Raw genomic sequence first — 25,789 nt, 5'->3', positions numbered from 1 at the left:
AAAAGAAAAGAAATGAAAAATATCATTATTACAGGAGGAGCAGGATTCATTGGATCCCATGTTGTGAGAGAATTTGTAAAAAACAATCCGAAAAGTACGATCATCAATCTTGATGCATTAACCTATGCTGGAAATTTAGAAAATCTGAAAGATATTGAAAATGAACCTAATTACGTTTTCGAAAAAGCAGATATTACAAAACCTGAAGAACTAAGAAGAGTTTTTGAAAAATATAATCCGGATGCTGTTGTGCATTTAGCTGCAGAAAGTCACGTTGACAGAAGTATTACAGATCCGATGGCTTTCATCAATACGAATGTAAACGGAACAGCCAATCTTCTTAACCTTTGCAAAGAATTCTGGACATTAAACCCGGACCACACCCATGGAAGATTTCCAAATGAAAAAAGAACAAACCTGTTCTACCATGTTTCAACAGATGAAGTATACGGAAGTTTAGGAGAAACAGGGTTCTTCCTGGAAACCACTTCTTATGATCCGCAATCTCCATACTCTGCATCCAAAGCTGCTTCAGATCATTTGGTAAGAGCTTATGGAAACACCTACGGAATGCCGTTTATTGTTTCAAACTGTTCAAATAACTACGGACCCAACCATTTCCCTGAAAAATTAATTCCACTTTGTATCTCCAATATTATTAATGAAAGACCATTACCAATTTATGGGGATGGAAAATACACAAGAGACTGGTTATTTGTCATTGATCATGCAAGAGCCATTCACCAGATATTCAATGAAGCTAAAACCGGAGAAACTTACAATATCGGAGGATTCAACGAATGGCAAAATATTGATCTGGTAAAAGAATTGATTAAGCAAATGGATGCTAAGTTAGGTAAACCTGAAGGGCACTCTGAAAAACTAATCACTTTTGTAAAAGACAGACCTGGTCATGATAAGCGTTATGCTATTGATGCCAATAAATTACACAAAGATTTGGGCTGGAAACCATCTGTAACATTTGAAGAAGGATTAGGTAAAACGATCGACTGGTACCTTGAAAACAAGGAATGGCTGGAAAACGTAACCAGCGGAGATTATCAAAAATATTACGAAAACCAGTATAACTAAAATAATGAAGTATATTGTATCATTGCTTTTTGTAATGTTTTCTTATCTGATATCTGCGCAGGAGCTGCCAGCTCCGCCAGCTATGTCCAATTCATCAAAGCAACAGCTGATAGATGAGTTTATAGAAGCATCTCACTACCAAAAAGCATTGATCAATTATGCTAAAGAATATCTTGAGCTAAAAATGTTCGATTACAGTGTAGATCCGCCAAAAGAATTACTCACTAAAGAACAGGTTCATACCATCATCAGCAATTTCAATTTTGATGATTTTAAAATTTCGTTATATAATTCATTCTCTTTTATATCAGAAGACCATTTAAAAGAGCTGATAAAGTTTCATAAAAGTATTGGTGGCCGATTGTCCAAAAACAACTCCGCTCTTTTAATGACGCCTGCTATTGATCTCAATATCAAAAATCAGATGGACTATGCAACAGAGAATACCAAATAATAAAAAAAGATGAAAGGAATAATATTAGCCGGAGGATCCGGAACAAGACTTTACCCTCTAACCATTGCCGTAAGCAAGCAATTAATGCCTGTTTATGATAAACCTATGATTTATTATCCGTTATCCACGTTACTTTTAGCTGGAATTAAGGATATCCTCATTATTACGACTCCACACGACCAGGCTGGATTCATTAAATTATTAGGTGATGGTTCTCAGATTGGCTGTAATATAGAATATGTTGTACAGCCAAGCCCGGATGGACTGGCACAAGCCTTTATTCTGGGTGACAAATTTATAGGTAATGATCCTGCAGCACTTGTTTTAGGAGACAATATCTTCTACGGTTCTGAAATGGGGACTTTATTAAAAAACAAAACCAATCCGGATGGAGGTGTTGTTTTTGCTTATCACGTTGCAGACCCTGAAAGGTATGGGGTTGTAGAATTTGATGATAATTTCAAAGCTGTTTCTATTGAAGAAAAACCTTTAAAGCCTAAATCTAACTACGCAGTCCCAGGATTATATTTTTACGATAACAATGTAGTGGAAATCGCTAAAAATATAAAACCATCTGAAAGAGGAGAACTAGAAGTCACCGATATCAATAATGTTTATCTGAAAAATGAAAAACTTGAGGTAGGTGTTCTAGATAGAGGGACAGCATGGCTGGACACAGGAACTTTTGACTCTCTTCACGATGCTTCTGAATTTGTAAGTGTTATTGAAAAAAGACAAGGCTTCAAGATTGGATGTATTGAAGAGATTGCTTTCAGAAATAAATTCATCAACGAAGAAAAATTACTGGAAACAGCAGTAAAATATGGAAAAAGTGGCTACGGTCAGTATTTGAAACAACTCGTTGGTCAATAACCATATCATTTATAAATCTTACAAACTATTGGCTTTATAGTCAATAGTTTTTGTTCATAATAACAAATATCAATATATTAGTTGTTATTTTTTAGTTTTATGTAAACAAGAATTTACAAACTAGGAAATCCGGTAAGAATTAATTATTATAAATTTGTAAAAACTTACACAGATGAATGAACCACAGCAAAAGTGGACAGAAACCATTGAAGCGAATCATTCTTTATTTGACTTAAAACTCAAGGAAGTATGGCGATATAAGGATCTTATTTACATGTTTGTAAAGAGAGACTTCATATCAAGCTTCAAGCAAACCATTTTGGGACCAATCTGGTTTTTTATCAATCCCATCTTTACAACGATCACTTACCTGATTATTTTTGGAAGATTTGCGAAGTTACCTACAGATGGAGCTCCCGGTATCATATTTTATCTTTCCGGGGTCACTTTATGGAATTATTTTTCCGGAGCACTGCTGGGCACTACAGCAACCTTTACAGGAAACGCCAATATCTTTGGTAAAGTATATTTCCCAAGATTGGTAACACCCATTTCAATTGTTATTTCAAACCTGATGCGTTTAAGCGTTCAGTTTATCTTATTCCTGATTGTATGGGGATATTATTTTATCAACAATGAAATTTCTCCGAACTGGTGGGTCTTAGCAACTCCTTTTTTACTCATCCTTATGGCTCTTTTTGCCCTGGGGGTTGGAATGATATTTTCAGCACTTACTACAAAATATAAGGATTTAAGTATGCTTTTGACATTCGGTATAAGCTTATATATGTATGCTACTCCGGTAATTTATCCGGTATCTATGCTTCCGGGGTATTTCAAAAAGCTAGCAAAATTCAATCCATTAACGGGTATTTTTGAATGTTTCAAATATGGTTGGCTAGGAGTGGGAGATTTTTCTCCGGTAATGCTGGTGGCCAGTACTGTTATCATTCTGATTCTTCTTGTAATAGGAGTTATTACCTTTAACAAAGTAGAGAAAACCTTCATGGATACGGTATAGTTGAAGATAAAAACACTAGAATAAAAATTTAAAACTGAAAAAAATGCTAGCTTTAAAGGCAGAAAACATATCAAAACAATATCGCCTGGGAGAAGTGGGAACAGGAACTCTTTCTCATGACCTCAACAGACTTTGGCATAAAGTAAGAGGCAAAGAAGACCCCTATTTAAAGATTGGCGAAGCCAATGACAGGACCTCAAAAGGAAATTCTGACTACGTATGGTCACTCCGTGATATCAACTTTGAAATTGAGCAAGGAGATGCTATAGGAATAATAGGGAGAAATGGTGCTGGAAAATCTACCTTGCTAAAACTTTTAAGTAAAGTAACCAAACCTACCACAGGCAAGATCTATACAAACGGTAGAATAGCATCTCTATTAGAGGTAGGAACCGGATTTCACCCCGAAATGACCGGTCGCGAAAATGTATTTCTAAATGGTGCTATTCTGGGCATGACCCGAAAAGAAATCAAACGTAAATTTGATGAAATCGTAGATTTTTCAGGAGTTGAAAGGTATATTGACACTCCTGTTAAAAGATATTCTTCGGGAATGTATGTACGTCTTGCATTTGCAGTAGCAGCTCATCTGGAATCTGAAATTTTAATTGTAGACGAAGTTCTTGCTGTAGGAGACGCAGATTTTCAGAAAAAATGTTTAGGAAAAATGAATGATGTTGCAAAAGGAGAAGGAAGAACAATCCTTTTTGTAAGTCATAATATGACCGCTGTAAAAGAGCTTTGCAACAAAGGCATCCTTCTCACTCAGGGATCTCTAGAGTATGAAGGAGATATGCTGAGTACCATTATAGAATATCAAAAAAACAGTGCGTCTACCTCTCATTATCAATATAATGGAAATCTTGATGAGGCCATAGGAAATGAGAACATCAGGATAAAGGAATTTTCAGTATCTGCCCAGCAAGGTAAACTTATTGATATTAATTCCGGGATAAGAGTTAAACTGGTTTTCCATAATTACCGTCCCAATATCAATCTTGATGCAACATTTGAATTAAGAAATTATGAAGAACTTATTGTTTTCCACGTGGGAAAAATCCTTACCAAAAATCAGGATTCTCAGACTGGAGAATACTCTATTGAGTTCGATATTCCTGCAGGATTATTAAATGCCGGAAATTACTACTTCAAACTATTTTTTGGAAAGGACCAGACTGAAGCCTTGTTTATTCTTGATAATTCTGTTGGTTTTGAAGTTGAGAATGTAAAAGTGGGAAGCAAAATGCATATATACCCTGGGATTACAAGACCTAATTTTGAATATAATGTAAAAACGCCATGATACCTCAGATAATACAGTTTCCAAAAATATATGATAAGCGGGGGAATCTTTCATTTCTAGAACACCCTAATCAGCTTCCTTTTGAAATTGCCAGAACCTATTGGATCTATGATGTTCCGGGAGGAGAACTGAGGGGCAGCCATGCTTTTAAAGAACAACAGGAAGTTATCATTGCTTTATCGGGAAGTCTTGATGTTGTCATACATGATGGAAAGGAAGAGAAAGTCTATTCACTCAACCGTTCTTATTACGGATTATACATTCCTAAAATGTATTGGAGAAGGCTGGAAAATTTTTCCACCAATTCTCTGGCGCTCATTGTTTCTGATAAATCTTATGATGAGAATGACTACATAAGGGATTTTGAAATATTTAAACAACTTACAGATGAAAGATAAAGTTTCAGTTTTTGATTGCAGTGTAATCGATTTGGGTAAAGTTGGTTTTGATGAGGGTAATCTAACAGTTGTTGAAAATGATTCCCACTTCCCTTTTGATGTAAAAAGAGTCTTTTATCTGTATGATATTGCAGGAGGAGAAAGCCGTGGAGCACATTCCCATCAAGAGTGTCATCAGTTTTTGATTGCCGCAAGTGGAAGCTTTGAAGTCTCTTTGGATGACGGAAAGTTTAAAAGACAGGTATTTCTTAACCGCCCCGATCTGGGTCTACACATTCCTCCGGGAATTTGGGCTTCGGAAATGAATTTTTCTTCAGGGGCTATTTGTTTGGTTTTAGCATCTCATCATTATAATGAAAAGGATTATGTGAGAGACTATGATACTTTTTTAAAAATACAAAATGAATTATAAAAAACACTCTCTGGCAGATGTCCAGACTGAAAATATTGGCGCAGATACAATGATCTGGCAGTTTTGTGTCATTTTAAAAAATGCTAAAATTGGCGGCAATTGTAATATCAACTGTAATGTTTTCATAGAGAATGATGTTGTAATTGGGGATAATGTTACCATAAAGCCGGGAGTTCAGGTATGGGATGGAATTACTCTTGAGGATAATGTTTTTATTGGTCCTAATGTAACCTTTACCAATGACCTGGTTCCACGTTCTAAACAATATCCAATAGAATTTAGCAAAACGCTCGTAAAAAAAGGGGCTTCTATTGGAGCTAATGCAACGATCATTGCAGGAAATACCATTGGAGAAAATGCTCTAATTGGCGCAGGAAGTGTTATAACAAAAGATGTTCCGGCCAATACAGTTTGGTTTGGAAATCCTGCAAAACAAAGAGGAACCATTAATAATAACGGAGAAATACTATATACAAACGCTAATGATTAAGTTCTTAGATCTTCAGAAAATTAATTTAGAATACCAGCAGGAAATAGAGGCTAAACTTATTGATGTCTTCCGTTCCGGATGGTATTTGATGGGTAAGGAGCTATTTGGTTTTGAAGCTAATCTTGCCAATTATATCGGTGCAAAGCATACCATTGGAGTAGCCAATGGATTAGATGCCCTTCGCCTTATTCTTCGAGGTTATATTGAGTTGGGTGTGATGAGTCCCGGTGATGAAATCATTGTTCCATCCAATACCTATATTGCTTCCATTCTTGCCATTTCGGATAATGGATTAATCCCCGTTTTGGTAGAACCGGAAATCAATACTTACAATATCGACATTTCCAAAATTCAAGAAAAGATTACTCCTAAAACGAAAGGAATCCTGCTTGTACATTTACAGGGAAGAGTTGTCTTTTCGGATCAGCTTAAAGAGCTTGCTCACCAGCATCATCTTAAAATCATTGAAGATAATGCCCAAGCCATTGGTGCTGAGTGGAATGATATAAAATCCGGAAACCTTGGAGATGCTGCCGGATTCAGCTTCTACCCAGGTAAAAACTTAGGTGCTCTAGGAGATGCCGGTGCTGTTACAACTAACGATGATGATTTGGCTAAAACGATCAGAGCATTAGCTAACTATGGCTCCAATCAGAAGTATGTCAATATCTACAAAGGATTAAATTCAAGATTGGATGAAATTCAGGCTGCGGTTTTAGATATAAAATTGAAATATATTGATCGTGAAAATGAGAGCAGAAGAATTATTGCCCAACGTTTCATCAATGAAATTACACATCCTGACATCATTCTTCCTGAATATCCTGAAAATGAAAAGGAACATGTATGGCATGTATTTGTCATCAGATCATCAAGAAGAGATGAACTTCAGGCATATCTTACAGAAAATGGAGTTCAAACCCTGATTCACTACCCTATTCCGCCTCACCAACAGGAAGCCTATAAAGAATGGGAAAACCTTTCATTCCCTATCAGTGAAAAAATACATCAGGAAGTTTTAAGTCTCCCTATCTCTTCGGTAATGGAGGAGAAAGACCTATCTACCATCATTAAAGTTATAAACAAGTTTTAAATGATAAAAAGGAAAAAAATTTTATTTGTAACCAATTCATTACAAAAAGCAGGATCTGAAAAATATACTTTTGAAATCGTAAAGCATATAGACAAATCGCTGTTTGATGTGGAGGTATTAACCACTGCTGATGTTCATATAAATAAAAAATTTCCGCACATTTATTATTTTGAACTAAAAAAATTAGGGATAAAGATCCATACCAACCTTTATAGACCGGGAGAAATTCAAGCGAATTTCATGAATCGTCTTCCTTTCAAAAAAATTTCAAACTATATCCTGTTCAGAATTAACAGATATAGAAGAAGCAGCCGGTATCATAAAAGGCTCAATAAACTTCTTAGTTCCTTTGACGCTGTAATTCTGGTGGATGCTTTATTCTTTCATCATATAAAAAATAATCTTAATCCTAACATTTATTTTGAAACCCATTTGATGTGCCATCAGGCCCAATTTAATCATGATTTCAAAATCTATGAGGCCTATGACAAAAATTCAACCGCATATAATTTTGTATACGCTGATGAATATCAATTAAAAGAAATAGAGGCTCAGGAAGTAAGAATAAAAAACACCTTTGGATTCCCGTTATCCATTAATGTTCATGATTTAACTCCTGTAGAATACCACAAGATTATAGAAAAGAAAGAACTTAATATTGGGGTCTTTACAAGAATCAACAGAATTAAACCTATTGATAAAATCCTGGAAGCTTTTGAGGTTTTAAAAAATTTTAATTCTGAGGTAAAACTTAAGATCTTTGGTCACATCCAAGATCCTGAGTATCATGAAGAATTAATGGAAATTATCAAAAATAAAGGACTTATTAATCATATCTCATTTGAAGGCCATGCTGAAAACATGTTGGAAAGCATTAAAGAAAAGAATGTTTCCCTTGCCTGGATTGTTTCTATCTATGAATACGTAGGCTATGCAGCCACTGAATTATGCATGAACAACATTCCTATTATTCTGGACAATATTGATGGAAATAATTCGATAAAGCCTATTGATAATGAAACATCTATTCCGCCTTATTTTTACACCCCTTCAGAATTAGCAAAACATACTCATTATATTCTATCCAACAACAAGTTAGAAGAGTTACAACAGTTGGAAACTGATAAATTCTTATCTCAACATGATCTTGAGAAGAATATAAGCCATTATGAACAGTACCTATTAAACACACTGAAAAACCAAGAAGCAAAAATTCAATAATTATGACTGCCAAAGTATCTGTTATCGTACCTTGTTACAATCAGGCCCAATATCTTGATGAATGCCTTCAATCTGTCCTTGATCAGACACATCAAAACTGGGAGTGTATTATTGTGAATGATGGCTCTACAGATAACACAGAAGAGACAGCAAAAAAATGGGCTGCAAAAGACCCTCGCTTCAGTTATGTTTATAAAGAAAATGGGGGGCTATCCTCTGCAAGAAATGCAGGACTTGAAAAAGCACAGGGAGATTACATCCAGTTTTTAGATAGTGATGACATGATTCATCGCGAAAAATTCTCAAAAAGTCTGAATCATCATTCAGAATACCCATTAATGGTAAGTCAATTTACCATTTACAGAAACCATACCCATGATCCCGGTTATAACCGTGTTGAAAAGGAATACCTGTCTTTTGAAGGGATCGTATTCGGATGGGATTTAAAATTCAGTATACCGATTCACTGTTCACTGATATCTAAAGAATTACTTAAAGGATTCCTTTTTGACACCTCCTTAAAAAGCTGTGAAGATTGGCTGATGTGGATTTACGTCACAAAAGATAATCCAAAGATTCTTCTGGTAGATGAACCACTGGCCCATTACCGTAAAGAAGACAATAATAACAGTATGTCTTCAGATCTATACAAAATTCTTCATCAAAGAATAAAGATCCTCCCTATTTTAAAAAAATTATATGGTGATGATGTTCATGATCGGTTAGCTTACCACATCATTGATGTACGTTCCTCTCAATTTATTGAAATGAGATCTGAATTTAATAAAATAACAGGTGGCAGATTTATATCCGGCTATCTGAATTTCAAAAAATATTATTATAAACTTTTTCAAAAAAAAAGCAGACATTGAGATTGAAGCAGCTTTGCTTAAGATGATGTTTGATAAAAAGGAATTAGGGAAGCATCAACCACACTACTCAGAAATTTTACATGGCAGGGAAAGAACTTCCGGAAGAATACTTTAATGTATATCGTAATTATCCATTTTATTAAAAAAACTAAACTTTGCAATAAAAAAGAACCTTCCTACTTCTACTGTATAAAATTTCAAAAAAGTTTTAACCTGCAAAATTTCTCTTCTGATAGATAAAATTTTAATACCTTCAACCGATGAAAATATCCGTGTCCCTCTGTACCTATAACGGTGAAAAATATATAGCAGAACAGCTGGAAAGTATTCTCACCCAAAAGCAACCTGTATATGAAATCATCATCTGTGATGATGGCTCTACCGATGATACTTTAAGGATTATTTCTAATTATGAAAATCAGTTTCCGGACATTATCAAAGTATATCAGAATCCGGAAAACCTGGGTTATGTAGGCAATTTTGAAAAAGCGATGAGCTTGTGTACCGGAGATATTGTCTTCCTTTGTGACCAGGACGACCGATGGTTTACAAATAAAACCTCTGCAATTGTTGAGATTTTTGAAAAACATCCCAATATTGACATTGTATGTCATAACATTAAACTTTTCGGTGAAGCCATCAATCCTTCAGAAGCAATTACCTATTGGGATTTGGATTCTACCAGCCCAAGTGCATTTACACAGCCACAAGATATCATCAAAAGAATTTTATACCAGGGTAATATATTTCCCGGAATGAGTATGGCCATCCGCAATATTTTTCTGAAGGAACATCTTCCCCTGAAAAAAATCAATCCGGTTATCATTCACGATTATGAGCTTTTGTTACTTGCTGCCAATAAAGATGCCGTTTGGATGGAAGAGCAAATTTTAGGAGAATACCGAATACACCCAAAGCAAAGTATCGGCTACAAAACATTTTCCCATTTTAAATCTTCTGAAAAACAAATAATCTCACGAGAAACCTTATTTACTGTATTTCAGAGACATCCATTTGTAAAGAAAACAATTAAAGATCTCAGCTTAAATACCGATCTTGAAAAAGAGCACTCAATATATTGCCTTGAACAATATAAAAATTATCTCAAAAACATTCCTTTTTTGGAACAGAAAATAACCAAGCTCAAAATGAAATACTATTTTCATATATTTGATTACCTAAAATAAATAATTCATATTTTTCAGATATGAATTATTATTCCCTCTATAGCACAATTAATGAAACAACTAACATATGATTATTGGCAACGGTATTATAGCAAATGCTATAAAATCTTATGACAGAGAAGACATTATTTTTTTTGCATCAGGAGTTTCAAACTCCCTGGAGACAAGAGTATCTGAATTTGAAAGAGAACTTTCTCTTTTAAAAACAGTGCATGAAGACCACAGAAAAAAGAAACTGATCTATTTTTCTACGCTGAGTATACATGACCAATCCAAGCAAAAGAGTCCCTATGTCATTCATAAAAAAGAAATTGAAAATTATATAGAAAATAATATTGACCATTACCTCATCCTGAGAATTGGTAATATTGTAGGAAAAGGTGGAAATCCAAACACTCTTTTTAATTTTCTTAAAGCACAGATTAACAACAACAATGAGTTTACCCTGCACCTTAAGGCCAGAAGGCTTCTTTTAGACATTGAAGATATTTGCAGGTTTATTGAATCTCAAGGCCTTCAAGCTCATAATAAAACCATCAATTTCTCCTTTCCCTATTATTATGATTTAAAGGAGATCATTAATGCTATTGAAAAAGAAACCGATAAAAAGGGACTTTATAAAGAAGCCAATGAAGGTGATTTCTACAAAGTAGATTTTGACGAAGATATTGTAACTTTTTTCTCTGAGAAAACCCCGGCAGGATATTTAGAAACCTTAACAAGAAAGTATATTTAAGATGGCTAATATTTATGTTATTATTGTCACTTATAATGCCATGAAATGGGCAGAAAGATGTTTTACCAGCTTAAGACACTCTTCTGTTCCGGTGAAATGCATCACTATAGATAATGGTTCTACTGATGGAACACAGGAATACATAACCACCCATTTCCCAGAAGTAGATTTTATACAGTCTCCTGAAAATCTTGGATTTGGAAGAGCCAACAATTTAGGAATTGAAAAAGCCTATAAACAAGGCGCTGATTTCTTTTACCTAATGAATCAGGATGCATGGATCTATCCGGATAGCTTTCAACAGATTTTAGATGTTTATCAACAATATCCGGACAAGAAGCAGATTGGGATACTAAGCCCAATGCACCTTGACGGAAGCGAGAAAAAACTTGATCTCCATTTTGAAAACTACCTTGCCAAAGACCTGAGAAATAACAGAATGCTTTCAGACATTTATTTTGGTGAAACAAAAGCCTACTACGAAATTGGTTTTGTCAATGCCGCACACTGGTGTATTCCCAGAGGTATCATCGAAAAAGTAGGTGGTTTCAATCCCTATTTTTTCCATGGCGCTGAAGATTATGAATATGTAAACCGGATAACTTATTTCGGACTTAAAATAGTGGTATGTTCCCAAAGTAAAGTGACACATGACACTATACAGTCCTTTTACAAACAAGAACCTAAGGACAAAGAAGAGCTGCTAAAGAATAAGAGACTTTCCATGATTATGCAGCGGGAAACAAAATATCTTGACCCGAATTACCATTATGACAGCAAAAGAGAGAAAAAAGCACTCTTTTCTTTTGCCTTAAAAATGGGAGCTAAGGGAAATAGGAGTGAGTATAAATTCTATATGGAGCAATATAAATATTTCTCCGGAAAGTTTAATGAAATTGAAACAGCCAGAAAAACAGCAATGACGGCTCAACATCCGTTCCTGAATATTTAAATAAGAATGAATATGGAAAAACTCCCCATAAGCATCTGCATTCTGTCCTGGAAAACAGGTAAAACACTGAGAAATACATTGAAATCGTATAGGAAGTATGGCCTTCTGAATATGATGGATGATATTGTAATTCTTTTTCAGGAAGTAAGTGAGTCGGATAAAAAGTTGGCAGATCAGTATAACATCAGATATATAGGGCTAAAAGAGAATATCGGAATCGGAAAAGGGATGAAAATGCTGGCAGAAAATGCTGCTTGCGAAAATATTCTTTTCCTGGAGCATGACTTTGAGCTTGTTGAAGATCAGAAAACCGTATTTTCCCGTCTCAAAAGCGGATTGAAAATGCTTGACAATGGTTTTGATGTAGTCCGCTACCGAAGCAGAAATACACCAGGCTATCCTCTTATTTCCATCAGACATAAAGGAAATGAACTGAATTATTATGATGACTGGCATGAGTGTACCTCACCTCATCTCCTGGAATCCTTGCACTGGCTTGATCCTGCAGTAGAATTCCCTGATAAAATACAAAAGCAAGGGGAATACTTTATTACCACCTCACGTTGGGCCAACTGGACCAATAATCCTTACCTTGTCAGAAAAAGTTTTTTGCTGGAGGCCATTATTCCTTTCTCAGGAGAAACAGCTTCTCTGGAAAGAAATATTGCCGCCTGGTGGGTAAAACAAAATTTCGGGATTGCACAGGGAGAAGGGCTTTTTAAACACAATGACCTTACCAAGTATCCGAAGAAAACCATTATTCAGAAGGTCATAGGAAGACTGAAAAATATATTTAAATAACACACCAAAGATGAAAATTGTTTTCCATGAGGATGAGCTCAACTACAGAGGAACTTCCATAGCTGTATATGATTACGCAGATTTCAATGAGAGATATCTGGGCAACGAATCTATAATTATATACAATAAAAATTCAAAGACCAATCATCCATTAGGTATTGAAAAATTTGAAAAAAGATTCCGTGTACATGGTTATTCAGACTTCAGTGAAGTGGATCAAATTATCCGTGAGGATAATATAGACCTTTTTTATGCTATTAAAAATGGAAATATAGATGGTATAGACACCAGGGAATGTAAATCCGTAATCCACAGTGTTTTTAAACATTTTGAACCTCATGGAGACGTATATGCCTATGTTTCTGAATGGCTGAGCCAGGAAATGACCGGTTCAAAATATCCTTATGTCCCTCACATGGTCAATTTTGATTCCCAAACCCATGAGGACCTGAGAGCAGAACTCAATATTCCTCCAAAGGCAAAAGTATTTGGATATTATGGCGGTCATATCAGCTTTAATATTCTGTTTGCTCAAAAAACCATTGAAAAAATAGCGTCAAAATATAAAGACATCTATTTCATTTTTATGGGGGTAGATCCATTCATCAAAAAGAAATGGTGGAAATCTTCCCCTTCTAACATTATATTTCTTCCGCCAAGCTCAGATATTATCATGAAGCAGAAGTTCATCAATACCTGTAACGGCTTACTTCATGCACGGGAAAGAGGAGAGACCTTCGGAATTACCGTTGCTGAATTTGCTATTATGGGAAAACCAGTGATTGCTTTTGCCAACCCTCCTGAAAAAGCCCACATCACTCATTTACAAGACCAGGCTTATTATTATAACGACAGTAAGGAGCTGCAGGATATTATTCTGGATGCAGACCTCACGTTATCAGCAAAAGAACTTTATGAAAAATTTCTCCCTCATCCGGTGATGGATACTTTTAAAAAAGTTTTCATTGATTAAAAATGCTACAAAAGACAGCTTATTCCTTTTTTAAAATCCGATAACAAATACCAATGAAAACGAAAATAGTCAACTATATCATAGGTTTGATATTTCTCATTTACTATTGTATCTGTATTTACAACAGCTATCTTCAGCTTGTATTTCATAAAAACGGCTGGTATCTTGGTGAATGGCTTATTAATTATCAGGATGGAGGATTCAAACGCAGGGGGCTTTTCGGAAGTCTGTTTATTTTTCTCAATGAGCTTACCCATATCAAACTCGAATTTATTGTATTTGCATTTGTAGTGATAGTCTATGCTGTTTTTTTCACTCTGTTGATCCAACTGTTCATGCAGAAGAAAAATACACTGCTCACTGTAAGTATTTTACTTCTTCCGGCAGGAATGGGAATGGTATTAAAAGATCCTACCATTATTGCAAAAAAGGAAATCCTGATTTTCCTATTATATCTGTTCTATTTCTTACGACTTGAATCTCAAAAAGCAGTAAAAGATATTGTCGTTACCTTCTTTATTATTATCGCGATACTGAATCATGAAGCAGCATTTTTTTATATTCCCTTTGTAAGTTTCACCTACTTTCTGAAGAACAACACCTCTTCTTTTACTAAAATTAAGAAAATAATATTCTATCATTTAGCCCCTGCAACTATTGTCATGCTGCTGCTTTATCAGTTTGGATATAGTATAAGTACCTCCAACTCTATTCAGTTTCTGCAGGAACATGGGTTAACGTTAGTACTTAAAGGTATTTATGGATATGATCCCAATTATAATGTTCTGAACTTCTATAAAGCTCATGCATATGGTTATCTGACATACTTTATTAGTTTATTTTTAGCATCCGTTACATTTTACATCTATTGCAGGTCAAACAAAATCTGCATCAGCAAAAAGTTTCTCGCGGTACAGGTAATTTTCCTTATTCCTCTATTTTATATTGCATATGATTGGGGAAGATGGATCAATATTTTCTTTACATTGTTAACCATCTTCATTGCCGGTGAGCAGCAATTAACAACTACCCTTAAAAAAGATAGTACAGCTGCCATATTGATTGCATTTAATTCATTATGGAAAATGCTGCTTTTTACAGCAGGCTTTCTTACCTTCCCGGCTATTGATTCCATTATAAAAAAGCTCTATTACTTTATTTATTTTAAGCTATTTTAAAATAAAAAACACACTCCTTGTTTAGAGAACAAATATGAAAACAAAAATAATTAATTACCTGATTGGCTTAATCTTTATCATATACTACTATGTCTGTATTACAACCTCTTATACCCTTATCATAGTTAAAAAAGGTGGCTGGTGTTTTGGTGACTGGATTATCAATTATCAGGATGGAGGATTCAAACGGAGAGGTCTTTTTGGAACCTTATTTATAGGCATTAATGAACTTACTCATATTAAACTTGAATATATTGTATTTGCATTTGTATTTTTACTATATACCGCCATTTTTTATCTTTTAATTAAACTCTTTTGGAATGAAAAGAACAATATTCTGGTCATAGCCTTACTTCTGCTTCCGGTAGGTTTTGGAATGATCATAAAAGATCCTAATATTGCTACAAGAAAAGAAATGTTGTTCTTCTTCCTGTACCTTGTCTACATCTTATGTCTGCGTTCAAAGATTATTATTAAGGATATTACCATTACTATTTTTATCATCATTGCTCTTTTAACACATGAAGCAGCATTCTTTTATTTGCCATTTGTTGGATTAGCCTATTTTATGAAAAATGAGGGTTTACCATTTGATAAACTCAAAAAAATAGTACTTTATCAGCTTCTCCCTGCAACTGTCATGATGCTCCTTCTTTATAAATACGGGATCAGCTTAAGAACAGAAAATACAATAGCTTTCTTTAAAGATCACGGACTTATTCTTGAAGAAATGGGAATTTTTGATTACGATCCCAATTATAATGTCATTGATATTTACAAATCTCATCTTTATGATTATCAAACCTATGGAATAAGCATATTGTTGGGGGCATTAACAGTTTATATATACTGTAAATTCAATAAAATTAAAATCAATACCTGGTTCCTGATCATACAGGTTCTATTTTTAATTCCATTGTTCTACTTAGCAGTAGACTGGGGAAGATGGGTGAATATTTTCTTCTCGCTTTTAACAATATTTATTGCTACTGAACCAAGAGCTATATTAAGCAGAAAACAAGAAATTATTGTGGTCGTATTAATTTTATTTAATCTTTCCTGGAGAATGATGCTCCTCACACAAGGATTCTTAACTTTCCCTAAGTTTGATGCCTTTCTTAAACAAATCTACTATTTTTTGTATTTTAGAATCACGAATTTGTTGTAAGGTTACCGACTATTCATTAGTCCAGAACAAAAAATATTAAAAAAAAATGCCTGATATTCATATTATTATTGTTACCTATAACGCCATGAAATGGGCAGAACGGTGCTTTACCAGTTTAAGGAAATCATCTGTTCCTGTAAAATGCTTTGTAATAGACAACGGATCTACAGATGGAACCCAGGAATACATAAAAATGCATTTCCCGGAAGTAGATCTCACTCAGTCTGAATCTAATCTTGGATTTGGAAAAGCCAATAATATAGGCATTGAAAAAGCTTATAAAGATGGTGCTGATTTCTTCTATCTGATGAATCAGGATGCATGGCTCTATGAAGACAGTATGGCAAAGATGCTGGAAGTATATAACAGCCATCCCAACAAGGACGAAATTGGTATTATAAGCCCTATTCACATCGATGGTTCAGAAAAGTATCTTGACATCTTTCTGGATCAGTATATCGCCAAGAATTATGAAAAGACAAGAATGATCTCTGATCTGTATTTTCAGACTTTAAAACCTTATTACGAGATTCATTTTGTAAATGCCGCTCACTGGCTGTTACCGAAAAAAACCATAGAAACCATTGGAGGCTTCAATCCTTATTTTTTCCATTATGGAGAAGATGATGAATATACCAATAGGATTCATTTCCATCAAAAAAAAGTACTCCTTGTTCCCGGCAGTAAAGTGGTACATGATGGCGTACAGTCTATTCATAAAATAGATTTAAATAAATATGAGGACCTCCGTATTGAAACCAATATCATGAATCCGGTTCTTCCCAATGCTTTGCAGCAAGAAAAAAAACATCTCAAACAAAGTATGGTCAAAAACCTGATGACAGGTAATATCAACAGGTATAAAGAGCTGTCCAGAAAATATAATAAAATATCTAAAGACAGCGAAAAATTAAGCAACTTACGAAATCAATTGATTCAATCAGGCCCTAGTTTTCTGAATCTGTCGTAAATTAGCTGTACAATAATTGAAAAATTAATGATGAAAAATAATATATTATGTGTGGAATAGCGGGAATTATAAGCAGTAATGCCAGAAATTACCAGGAGGAAATCCGAAAGATGACAGATTCATTAGTTCATCGTGGTCCGGATTCTTCGCACTATGAATTTTATGAAAATGCCGCACTAGGCCACCGCCGACTTTCCATTATAGACTTGTCTGACAATGGAAAGCAGCCCATGTTCTCCAATACTAAAAATGAATGTATTGTACTCAATGGGGAAATCTACGGTTATCAGGACATCAAAAGACAATACGCAGAGTATCCCTATCATGGAGGTTCTGATACGGAGGTTATTCTTGCCATGTATCAGAGAAAACAGGAAAAGCTCATCCATGATCTTCCGGGAATGTTTGCATTTGCTATTTGGGACGAACAAAAGCAACAGTTATTCTGTGCCAGAGACCGTTTTGGTGAAAAACCTTTTTACTATGCCATTGGGAAGAACAATGAATTTATATTTGCCTCAGAAATTAAAGCCATTTTAGCTTCTGGGCTTATCCAGCCTAAAGTAAGTTCCCAGGCACTCTCCCACTATCTTCAATATGGATATGTAAGTTCTTATCAGAGTATTTATAGCAATATTTATACACTTCCACCTGCACACCAACTGATATGGAAAGACGGAAAATTTACAGTTTCCCGTTATTATAGCTTACCCGCCAAAGACAGGGTAATAAGCCTTTCAGATGCTAAGGAAGAATTTCTGCATCTGTTGAAGAATGCAGTAAAGAAACAGCTTATTGCGGATGTAGAAGTAGGAAGCTTCCTGAGCGGAGGTTTAGACTCTTCCTCTGTTGTAGCTCTGGTAGATGAATTTTTACCTCATCAGACCACTATCAGCTTCGGATACGATCACAAAGACAATGAGTTGAAATATGCAAAAGAAATTGCCGATAAGTACAAAACCAATCATATTGAAGTCCATGAGAAGAAATCTGACCTTGTCACTTCTTTACTAAAAATATCTCCATTTTTTGATGAGCCTTTTGCTGACGCTTCCTTTATCCCTCACTATGAAATATGCAGAGCAGCCAGAAAAAATCTTACAGTTGTATTATCCGGAGATGTAGGAGATGAATTATTCGGAGGGTATCATTTCTATACCGTTGAAAATAAATTAAAGCAGCATTTCAGCTATAAAAATATCATTGCCCAATTTGGATTAAAGTTATACCAGCAAATAAAACCAACTTCGTTCCTTAGCCGGAAAAACGGAGAGTTTTCATCTATTATGGATTTCCATCTGAATGATGTAAGAAATGCATTTAACAAGAAAGAACGTGATCTCCTTGGGGTTTCTGCAGATTATCTGCAGACTTATAGTTTTAATCCTAATCCTGACTCCCTTAACGATATTATGAGAGTAGATCTGGAAAACTATGTTCCTGCCAATATGATGGTGAAATCTGACAGAATGGCTATGGCAAATTCCCTGGAAGTGAGAACGCCATTCCTCGATCTGGATTTTGCAGAATTTTGTATTCAATTACCGGATCAGCTGAAACTGAATAACAATAATGATAAAATCATTCTTCGCGAAGCAATGGGTTCTTATTGGACAGAAACCATCAGAAAACGCCATAAACAAGGATTTGGACTTGGAGTAAAGAGCTGGTTTGCAGAAGAAAACCTGATGAATTTTTCAAATGATCTGCTAAAAAACCCGAACCATAAGGTATTTAATTTTATTGATTTTAAAGCAGCTCAGAATTTCCTCAACAAGGATGAAAGGCACTGGAACCTTTTACAGCTTGCATTATGGGCAGATAATAATCAATCCTATTTATAAAGCAATAATTATTTTTAAACACAAAGCCCAAAAAAATTCCTATGCCCAATTACTTAAAGTCCCTTCAAAGTATATTATTTAAAGAAACACCTATCCGCTTCCTCAAAAGAAAGCTGAATATTTCGTATCTTGATAATCGTAAGCTCTTTACCATTCATTATAATAATAGAAAGACCAAGATTTATCTTAATAAAAAGTTTGGTTTTGTTGATTTCTATATTTTTGAGAATGGTATTTATGAAAAGTATATCATTGATGACATAAGATCTGTTCTTACCAAAGACAAGGTATTGCTGGATATAGGAGCCAATATTGGGCAACACAGCTTGCTTTTAGCACCTTACTGCCAACAGGTTTATTCATTTGAACCTATTCCCGATGTATATCATGAGTTTAACGAGAGCATTAAAAAAAATAATTACCAGAACATCAAGCTTTTCAACATAGCTATTGGAGGTTCCTCTGCCGTAAAGCCATTTAACTATGTTGCCGGGCATGCAGGAATGAGTTCGTTTATCGAAACCAAGAATCCTGGAAAAAAACTGATTAATGTGCAAATAGAGCCTTTGAAGAAAATGATATCCGATGTAAAGTTTGATGTTGTGAAAATGGATGTTGAAGGGTATGAAGCCGTTGTTATTCTGGAAAACAAAGATATTTTCTTAAAAAACAGGCCAATTTTCTTTATGGAATTTTGCCCGGCTGCGATTGATGAGCAGGGAGATCATACCTCTAAGGACCTGCTTCAGTTCTTTTTTGATAATAATTTTAAAGTATACAGTAGAATACATGAAAAAGAATTCTTTGCCATCAGCCAGGAACTATTCGTTAATGATAACTTAATTATTACACCCTTTTAGGTTTATGAAGATCTCAGTAATTATTCCCGTATACAATGCAGAAAAATATATTTCGAAAGCTGTAGAATCGGCTTTACAGCTTGATGAAGTTTATGAAATAGTTTTAGTAGAAGACCAATCACCAGATAATGCCCTTCAGGTATGTCATGAACTGACACAAAAAAACAGTAGGGTAAAACTTTTTCAACATCCGGATCAGGGAAATCATGGTGCTGGAGCCAGCAGAAATCTGGGAATTGAAAAAGCAACCGGCGATTTTATTGCATTTTTGGATGCAGACGATTATTATCTACCCAATCGATTTGATGCTGAAAAGGAACTTTTCAAAGATCCGAAGGTAGAAGGTGTATTTAATGCTATTGGCACCGAATACCTGACTGAAAAAGGAAAAGAACAGTTTCTTTCCAACGTTAATGATAATGAGATCCTGACGGTTAGTTATCCGGCAGAAGGAAATGAAGTGTTCAGAGGATTACTGGGGCTTACCCCTAAAAGATTCGGTTCTTTTTTCCATCTTAATGCCCTTACTATCAGAAGATCATCCCTTGAAGCAAAGAAATTAAGGTTTAACGTAAATCTCCGTTTACACCAGGATTCTGACTTTATTATAAAACTTTCCCATCACTGCTATTTAAAATCAGGGATCATAGACAAGCCTGTTGCGATAAGAGGCGTGCATGATGATAACAGGATCTCAAAAATTGTAAGATACTCTCCACAATATAACCAAAGACAGGCGATTTACTGGAACTCACTTTACGAGTGGTCTCAAGTTTCCTCGCTGGAAACTGATGCTTCCAGCCATATTTATCTTCAAAACAAAGCATTTGAACTGGCCTCCAAAAAAGGAGTTTCAAAAGCAATGGGATTATTGGCTGCTATTATAAAAAATCCCAATATCCTGAGGACAAAATATAGATTTACTTATTTTCATTAATAGCTTACATCAAGCTCCTTTCCTTCCAAAATCAGGTAAAAAAAATGGAATAATAATTTCCCATAAAGGAGAGTTTTATATTTTTTTCCACCCTAAAAAAGAATTTATTATTAAAAATCATCACTCTGGTTACGTCTATGATGTTTACTATCATTTTATAGAAAAAAAGAAGATCTTAATAGCTTAAAATAAAATTAAAAGCTTAAATTTCGAATTCAAAAGGTACTAATAAAACGCAATTGTAATTCTAAATTTATTGTAAAAAGGAGAAGAAATGAGGATCTCAGTAGTTATTCCCGTTTATAATGCAGAAAAGTATGTTTCTCAGGCAGTAAACTCTGTTCTTCAGTTTGATGAAGTGCACGAGATTATTCTGATTGAAGACAAATCCCCGGACAACGCATTACAGATATGTCAGCAACTAGCCGAAAAATATGAAAAAATAAAGCTTTATCAGCACCCAGATAAGAAAAACCATGGAGCAGGCCCAAGTAGGAATTTGGGAATTGAAAAATCCACCGGTGACTTCGTTGCCTTTCTTGATGCAGACGACTATTTTCTACCCAATAGATTCGATGCTGAAAAAGAATTATTTAAAGACCCAAAAGTAGAAGGAGTTTACGGAGCTCTTGGAGTACATTATTATTCCGAAAAAGCAAAAGAACAATATTATCAGCTATTTGGAGACAGACTCACAACTGTTTATAAAAAACATGATCCTAAAGATGTTTTTCCTGGTCAACTTCATATGCTGGGACCTTTTGGGCTCTTCAGTATTGATACTTTAACGATACGCAGAGAGGCTTTAATGAGCAAAGTAAAACCTCTATTTAAACCCCATTTAAGACTTCATGAGGATACAGAATTTCTGTTCCGCCTTTCTTATTATCTCGATCTTTATCCTGGAATTCTGGACAAAGCTATCGCGATAAGAGGTGTACATGAAGACAACAGAATTACAAAAGTAGACCTGCGGGTCATAGATCCTTCTGTCTCCAGGGCCATGCTTTGGAAAGAGGTTGGTCTTTGGTCTCAGACTGAAAGCGAGATTTCTGAAGAGGTAAAAATTCACATCAAAAGGATGCACAGAAGTTTTGAAATTGCAAAAGCTCCATTCCCCAAAAAATGGGGAATGATTATTAAATATTTCTTTACCGATTATAAAAGCATAAGGTCCGGCTTATACAATATCAATTTCCGGCATTCATTGATATCTTAAAACAATAACCATAGACTTTCGAAATTTAAATTAAAACGCAAATTCAAAAAAAATCTTTGCAGATTCTTTGTTAAAGTCATCTGAAAACACTTTGTTCGGCAGACTTTTTGAATCAGAATTTTAATAAAGAATACATCTATTTTTTAATACGAAAAAATTCAGACATAAGTCTTTATAATTAACTATCTTGCAACGCTTTTGCACGCACAAATGATATAAAAAGTTAAGTAAACAAAAAATGAAAATTTCAGTAATTATTCCCGTTTACAATGCCGAAAAATATGTTTCCCAAGCGGTGGAATCTGCTCTGCAGTTTGATGAAGTTTGTGAAATCATTCTGGTGGAAGACAAATCGCCGGATAACGCATTAGAGGTATGTAAACAGCTTGCCGAAAAATATGACAGGGTAAAACTTTATCAGCATCCGGATAAAGGGAATCATGGTGCAGGTCCTACAAGAAATTTGGGAATAGAAAAATCCAGCGGGGATTTTATTTCATTCCTAGATGCGGATGATTATTTTCTTCCTAACAGATTTGATGCTGAAAAAGAACTTTTCAAAAGACCTGAAGTAGAAGGCGTTTATGGAGCGCTTGGGGTACATTATTACACTGAAAAAGCAAAAGAACAATATTATTCTTTATTTGAAGACCGATTAACCACCGTTTATAAAAGACATGAGCCTAAAGACGTGTTCCCAGGGCAAATCTATATGCTTGGAAGCTTTGGACTCTTTAGTATTGATGCTTTAACAATACGTAGGGATTCTTTAATGAAAAAAATGGATTTTTTATTTAAATCCAGTCTAAGACTGCATCAGGATACAGAATTTTTATTCAGACTGTCTTATTATCTTAATCTTTACCCCGGAATTTTAGATAAAGCTATTGCAGTAAGAGGTGTACACGAAGACAACAGAATTACACTGGTAGATTCTAAAAAGGTAAATCCGGCAACTACCCGCGTTCTATTATGGAAAGAAGTGGATGCATGGGCTGAAAATGAAACAACGCTTCCCGAACATATAAAGCTTCACATCAAAAGAATGTATCGCAGCTTTCAGATTGCTAATTCTTCTAATTCCAAAAAATGGGGAATGATCCTGAAGTACCTTCTAACAGACTATAAAAGCATCCGGTCTGGGATCTATAACATTAACTTCAGGAATAATTTATTCTAATCTTATCCTATTTTCCTCTGTTCGCCATAATAGAGTCTGCAATCTGCGCAGTAAGCTTCTTACTAGATTCTTTATACATATGATTTCCATCGGTATAATCATAATCCGCATAATTTTTTGAAAAATCAAACACCTTAACATTCTGCTTATGGGCTATATCTTTCAATAATTTACTGAAATGAGGATATTTTTTATCCTCAATGGCTGTGAGTGTTTTGGATGTTGGTATACGAACAATATAGACAGAACCTTTTGTTCTTAAATAATTAATAATTTCATTAAAAGCTTTTAAACGAGCCGGCGACAGTTCTACCGCATTCGCCAGAATCTTATAATCCATTTCCTTTACACGGGTTCTTGCAGCAACAGAATCTGCATTCATATCTATACTGATTTCCATCCAGCCATCGTCATGAAGAAAACTATTTGATCTTCCCGCCTCAGCTCTTTCAGTATAAATTTTAAACCAGCTTCTCGTATAGTGTTTCAACAGATATTCATAATTGGGAGACCTGTCGTAAAAATGCATATCATTCAGAGGAGAATGCTCTTCAGGAAAATCTTTTTCGCTTTTAATATTCTTATTCAATGAAAGATTCCACGGGCCAACTGTTAAAATAAAAATACCATTTTTGGTTTCAGGATCTAATTTCCTTTTTAAGGCTTTAAAATAAACCTGACCATAGGGAGACTGCACAATATTCAAAGAAAAGTTATCAAAATTGGCAGAAAGCTTATTTTTTAAAATTTCGGGAACCACTCCCTGAGAGCCACGGGAATCCCCAAGAATAATATTCTGTGGTTTTTTAACCGCAAAATGCATATAGTTATCATCCGTATTACCATCTGCATAAAATCCAAGAATTGCGAATACAATAAGTACTGCAACAAAGTAGGGCACTATTTTAATTAAAAACTTCTTCATGCTAAAACTGAAAATAGATAAATTCATTATTCCCGAAGTTGGCATAACGGAGAATAATATAAATAACAACAAGATAGAAAATACGTCTTATCCAAGGGTTGAATCTTTTAATTTCCAATCCGTGGAATTTTTCTCTGTTAATCCATTCTACCATCATCATAAATCCTGTCAGGACCAATACTTTTACCGGTAACGGGTGTGGAATGGAAAGCAATTCACGGTTAAAAATCCTGCCTATATAGTGAATCGCCTGACTTACAGATTCAGCTCTGAAAAAGATCCATGCAATACAGGTAATCAGAAAGGTAATCAGAATTTGAAAACATTCTCTAAAGGATGGCAGAAACTTACCCTGAGCCGCTACTTCCATATTCTGACGGTTTTTATTCATAATAAGCAAAGGCATAAAGTACAGAGCGTTGAGGCCACCCCAGATCATAAACGTCCAGTTTGCCCCATGCCAGAACCCTGACACCAGGAAAATAATAAATGTGTTTCTGATCTTCATCGAAAGTCCACCTTTACTTCCCCCTAATGGAATATACAGATAGTCTCTGAACCACGAAGAAAGTGAAATATGCCATCTTCGCCAGAATTCAGCAATATCTCTGGAGAAATAAGGAAACGCAAAGTTTTTCAGCAATTCTATTCCGAATAACCTGGAAACACCTAATGCAATATCAGAGTATCCGGAAAAATCCCCATAGATCTGAAAAGCAAACAAAACAGCTCCTATCACAAGAGTTCCGGGACTTTCTGTTTGATAATTGTTAAATATTTCATTCACTAGCGGTGCACAGTTATCAGCAATTACCATCTTTTTGAAAAATCCCCACAGGATTTGCCGCATCCCATCTACTGCCTGCTCATAGTTAAACACTCTCTGCCGTTGTATCTGAGGCAATAGATGGGTGGCTCTTTCTATGGGACCAGCCACAAGAAGAGGAAAATAACTTACAAAGACAGCATAGTCTGTGAAGCTTCTTTCAGCTTTTATTCTTTTTTTATAGACATCAATCACATAAGACAGTCCGTGAAATGTGTAAAACGAAATTCCTACCGGAAGTATAATATTGAGCAACCAGACATTTACTTTGAAACCGAAACCAACAATAAGGTCTGCAAAACTCTCAACAAAAAAATTATAATATTTGAAGAAACCTAGAAAACCAAGATTAATAACAATACTCAGAGTAAGCCAGAATTTAGCTTCCCTGTTTGTCTTGCTGTTCTCTATTTTAATTCCTGAAACGTAATCCAGTCCAATGGAAAACATAAGTAAAAAAAGGAATCTCCAATCCCAACAGGCATAAAAATAAAAACTGGCCAATAGCAGCAACCTGTTCTGTTCCTGAAATTTCCTGTTGAAAACAAACCAATAGAGACAAAATACTATTGGTAAAAAAATAAGAAATCCTATTGAATTGAATAACATATTCTGTTTTTAGAAGTTAATGACATTATACTTCCCTGCGGCTTTGTGACTTCAGCTTCAATGTTATACCTGTTATAAACCAATGTAAATTCTGAGTTATTTACTGAGAAAATACGCTTCATTTTTGAGGGATTATTTATTATTTCAATCATTGGGAGTGCTTTGAATTACATATTTTTCCTTATTTTAATTTTC

26 protein-coding genes are annotated in these 25,789 nt (G+C 34.9%); 24 read left to right on the top strand and 2 right to left on the bottom strand.

Features of this window, described 5'->3' with window-relative positions:
- Nucleotides 1–12 precede the first annotated feature (12 nt).
- From rfbB to J2772_RS18820, 24 genes are all read left to right on the top strand, one after another.
- The gene (gene rfbB / locus J2772_RS18935) at nt 13–1,092 is read left to right on the top strand and encodes a dTDP-glucose 4,6-dehydratase (RefSeq protein WP_209919466.1); all 1,080 of its coding nucleotides are present in this window, start codon (nt 13–15) and stop codon (nt 1,090–1,092) included.
- 4 nt (nt 1,093–1,096) lie between these two features.
- Nucleotides 1,097–1,546: a hypothetical protein gene (locus tag J2772_RS18930; protein ID WP_209919464.1), complete on the top strand. Its 450-nt coding sequence runs from the start codon at nt 1,097–1,099 to the stop codon at nt 1,544–1,546.
- Between the two features lie 9 nt (nt 1,547–1,555).
- Nucleotides 1,556–2,419, top strand: a complete 864-nt coding sequence (gene rfbA / locus J2772_RS18925) for a glucose-1-phosphate thymidylyltransferase RfbA (protein WP_209919462.1) — start codon at nt 1,556–1,558, stop codon at nt 2,417–2,419.
- A gap of 172 nt (nt 2,420–2,591) precedes the next feature.
- Nucleotides 2,592–3,440: an ABC transporter permease gene (locus J2772_RS18920; RefSeq protein WP_209919460.1), complete on the top strand. Its 849-nt coding sequence runs from the start codon at nt 2,592–2,594 to the stop codon at nt 3,438–3,440.
- A gap of 43 nt (nt 3,441–3,483) precedes the next feature.
- Nucleotides 3,484–4,743 carry an ABC transporter ATP-binding protein gene (locus tag J2772_RS18915; protein WP_209919458.1) on the top strand — a complete coding sequence of 420 codons (1,260 nt, stop codon included), beginning with the start codon at nt 3,484–3,486 and terminating at the stop codon, nt 4,741–4,743.
- The gene (locus J2772_RS18910; RefSeq protein WP_066691531.1) at nt 4,740–5,141 is read left to right on the top strand and encodes a sugar 3,4-ketoisomerase; all 402 of its coding nucleotides are present in this window, start codon (nt 4,740–4,742) and stop codon (nt 5,139–5,141) included. Before J2772_RS18915 ends, J2772_RS18910 begins: the two co-directional genes overlap by 4 nt.
- Nucleotides 5,131–5,553, top strand: a complete 423-nt coding sequence (locus tag J2772_RS18905; protein WP_209919457.1) for a sugar 3,4-ketoisomerase — start codon at nt 5,131–5,133, stop codon at nt 5,551–5,553. The genes J2772_RS18910 and J2772_RS18905 overlap by 11 nt, the downstream gene beginning before the upstream one ends.
- A complete protein-coding gene (locus J2772_RS18900) occupies nt 5,543–6,043 on the top strand; it encodes an acyltransferase (RefSeq protein ID WP_209919455.1) in 501 nt (166 codons plus the stop codon). Before J2772_RS18905 ends, J2772_RS18900 begins: the two co-directional genes overlap by 11 nt.
- Entirely contained in the window at nt 6,036–7,136 is a 1,101-nt protein-coding gene (locus J2772_RS18895) for a DegT/DnrJ/EryC1/StrS family aminotransferase (protein ID WP_209919452.1), read from the top strand. The genes J2772_RS18900 and J2772_RS18895 overlap by 8 nt, the downstream gene beginning before the upstream one ends.
- Nucleotides 7,137–8,357 (top strand): glycosyltransferase, encoded by a 1,221-nt coding sequence (locus J2772_RS18890; RefSeq protein ID WP_209919450.1) that lies wholly within the window; start codon nt 7,137–7,139, stop codon nt 8,355–8,357.
- Between the two features lie 2 nt (nt 8,358–8,359).
- Nucleotides 8,360–9,229, top strand: a complete 870-nt coding sequence (locus J2772_RS18885) for a glycosyltransferase family 2 protein (protein WP_209919449.1) — start codon at nt 8,360–8,362, stop codon at nt 9,227–9,229.
- A gap of 260 nt (nt 9,230–9,489) precedes the next feature.
- Nucleotides 9,490–10,416 (top strand): glycosyltransferase, encoded by a 927-nt coding sequence (locus J2772_RS18880; protein ID WP_209919446.1) that lies wholly within the window; start codon nt 9,490–9,492, stop codon nt 10,414–10,416.
- A gap of 67 nt (nt 10,417–10,483) precedes the next feature.
- A complete protein-coding gene (locus J2772_RS18875; protein WP_209919444.1) occupies nt 10,484–11,152 on the top strand; it encodes a hypothetical protein in 669 nt (222 codons plus the stop codon).
- A gap of 1 nt (nt 11,153) precedes the next feature.
- Nucleotides 11,154–12,104 (top strand): glycosyltransferase family 2 protein, encoded by a 951-nt coding sequence (locus J2772_RS18870; RefSeq protein ID WP_209919442.1) that lies wholly within the window; start codon nt 11,154–11,156, stop codon nt 12,102–12,104.
- 12 nt (nt 12,105–12,116) lie between these two features.
- Nucleotides 12,117–12,905 carry a glycosyltransferase family 2 protein gene (locus J2772_RS18865; protein ID WP_209919439.1) on the top strand — a complete coding sequence of 263 codons (789 nt, stop codon included), beginning with the start codon at nt 12,117–12,119 and terminating at the stop codon, nt 12,903–12,905.
- 10 nt (nt 12,906–12,915) lie between these two features.
- Nucleotides 12,916–13,878: a hypothetical protein gene (locus tag J2772_RS18860; RefSeq protein ID WP_209919437.1), complete on the top strand. Its 963-nt coding sequence runs from the start codon at nt 12,916–12,918 to the stop codon at nt 13,876–13,878.
- 53 nt (nt 13,879–13,931) lie between these two features.
- Nucleotides 13,932–15,056: a hypothetical protein gene (locus J2772_RS18855; protein ID WP_209919436.1), complete on the top strand. Its 1,125-nt coding sequence runs from the start codon at nt 13,932–13,934 to the stop codon at nt 15,054–15,056.
- Between the two features lie 34 nt (nt 15,057–15,090).
- A complete protein-coding gene (locus tag J2772_RS18850; RefSeq protein WP_209919434.1) occupies nt 15,091–16,224 on the top strand; it encodes a hypothetical protein in 1,134 nt (377 codons plus the stop codon).
- Nucleotides 16,225–16,270: 46 nt separating this feature from the next.
- A complete protein-coding gene (locus J2772_RS18845; RefSeq protein ID WP_209919433.1) occupies nt 16,271–17,194 on the top strand; it encodes a glycosyltransferase family 2 protein in 924 nt (307 codons plus the stop codon).
- A 47-nt stretch (nt 17,195–17,241) separates the two neighbouring features.
- The gene (gene asnB / locus J2772_RS18840) at nt 17,242–19,038 is read left to right on the top strand and encodes an asparagine synthase (glutamine-hydrolyzing) (RefSeq protein WP_209919432.1); all 1,797 of its coding nucleotides are present in this window, start codon (nt 17,242–17,244) and stop codon (nt 19,036–19,038) included.
- Between the two features lie 41 nt (nt 19,039–19,079).
- Complete coding sequence (locus tag J2772_RS18835) at nt 19,080–19,898, top strand: FkbM family methyltransferase (RefSeq protein ID WP_209919431.1); 819 nt, start codon at nt 19,080–19,082, stop codon at nt 19,896–19,898.
- A gap of 4 nt (nt 19,899–19,902) precedes the next feature.
- Nucleotides 19,903–20,835 carry a glycosyltransferase family 2 protein gene (locus tag J2772_RS18830; protein ID WP_209919430.1) on the top strand — a complete coding sequence of 311 codons (933 nt, stop codon included), beginning with the start codon at nt 19,903–19,905 and terminating at the stop codon, nt 20,833–20,835.
- A 274-nt stretch (nt 20,836–21,109) separates the two neighbouring features.
- Nucleotides 21,110–22,054 (top strand): glycosyltransferase family 2 protein, encoded by a 945-nt coding sequence (locus J2772_RS18825; RefSeq protein WP_209919429.1) that lies wholly within the window; start codon nt 21,110–21,112, stop codon nt 22,052–22,054.
- Between the two features lie 238 nt (nt 22,055–22,292).
- A complete protein-coding gene (locus J2772_RS18820) occupies nt 22,293–23,234 on the top strand; it encodes a glycosyltransferase family 2 protein (RefSeq protein WP_209919427.1) in 942 nt (313 codons plus the stop codon).
- A gap of 7 nt (nt 23,235–23,241) precedes the next feature.
- Here J2772_RS18820 and J2772_RS18815 read toward each other — a convergent pair whose 3' ends face one another.
- Entirely contained in the window at nt 23,242–24,159 is a 918-nt protein-coding gene (locus J2772_RS18815; protein ID WP_245365269.1) for a hypothetical protein, read from the bottom strand.
- A gap of 1 nt (nt 24,160) precedes the next feature.
- Nucleotides 24,161–25,594 (bottom strand): MBOAT family O-acyltransferase, encoded by a 1,434-nt coding sequence (locus J2772_RS18810; RefSeq protein WP_209919424.1) that lies wholly within the window; start codon nt 25,592–25,594, stop codon nt 24,161–24,163.
- Nucleotides 25,595–25,789: the final 195 nt, after the last annotated feature.

Origin of the sequence: Chryseobacterium jejuense, assembly GCF_017877355.1 — a bacterium.
In the GTDB taxonomy this organism is placed as follows: Bacteria; Bacteroidota; Bacteroidia; order Flavobacteriales; family Weeksellaceae; genus Chryseobacterium; species Chryseobacterium jejuense_A.
The sequence above is the reverse complement of the archived record's forward strand: the minus strand, read 5'-3'. Positions and strand labels throughout refer to the sequence as shown.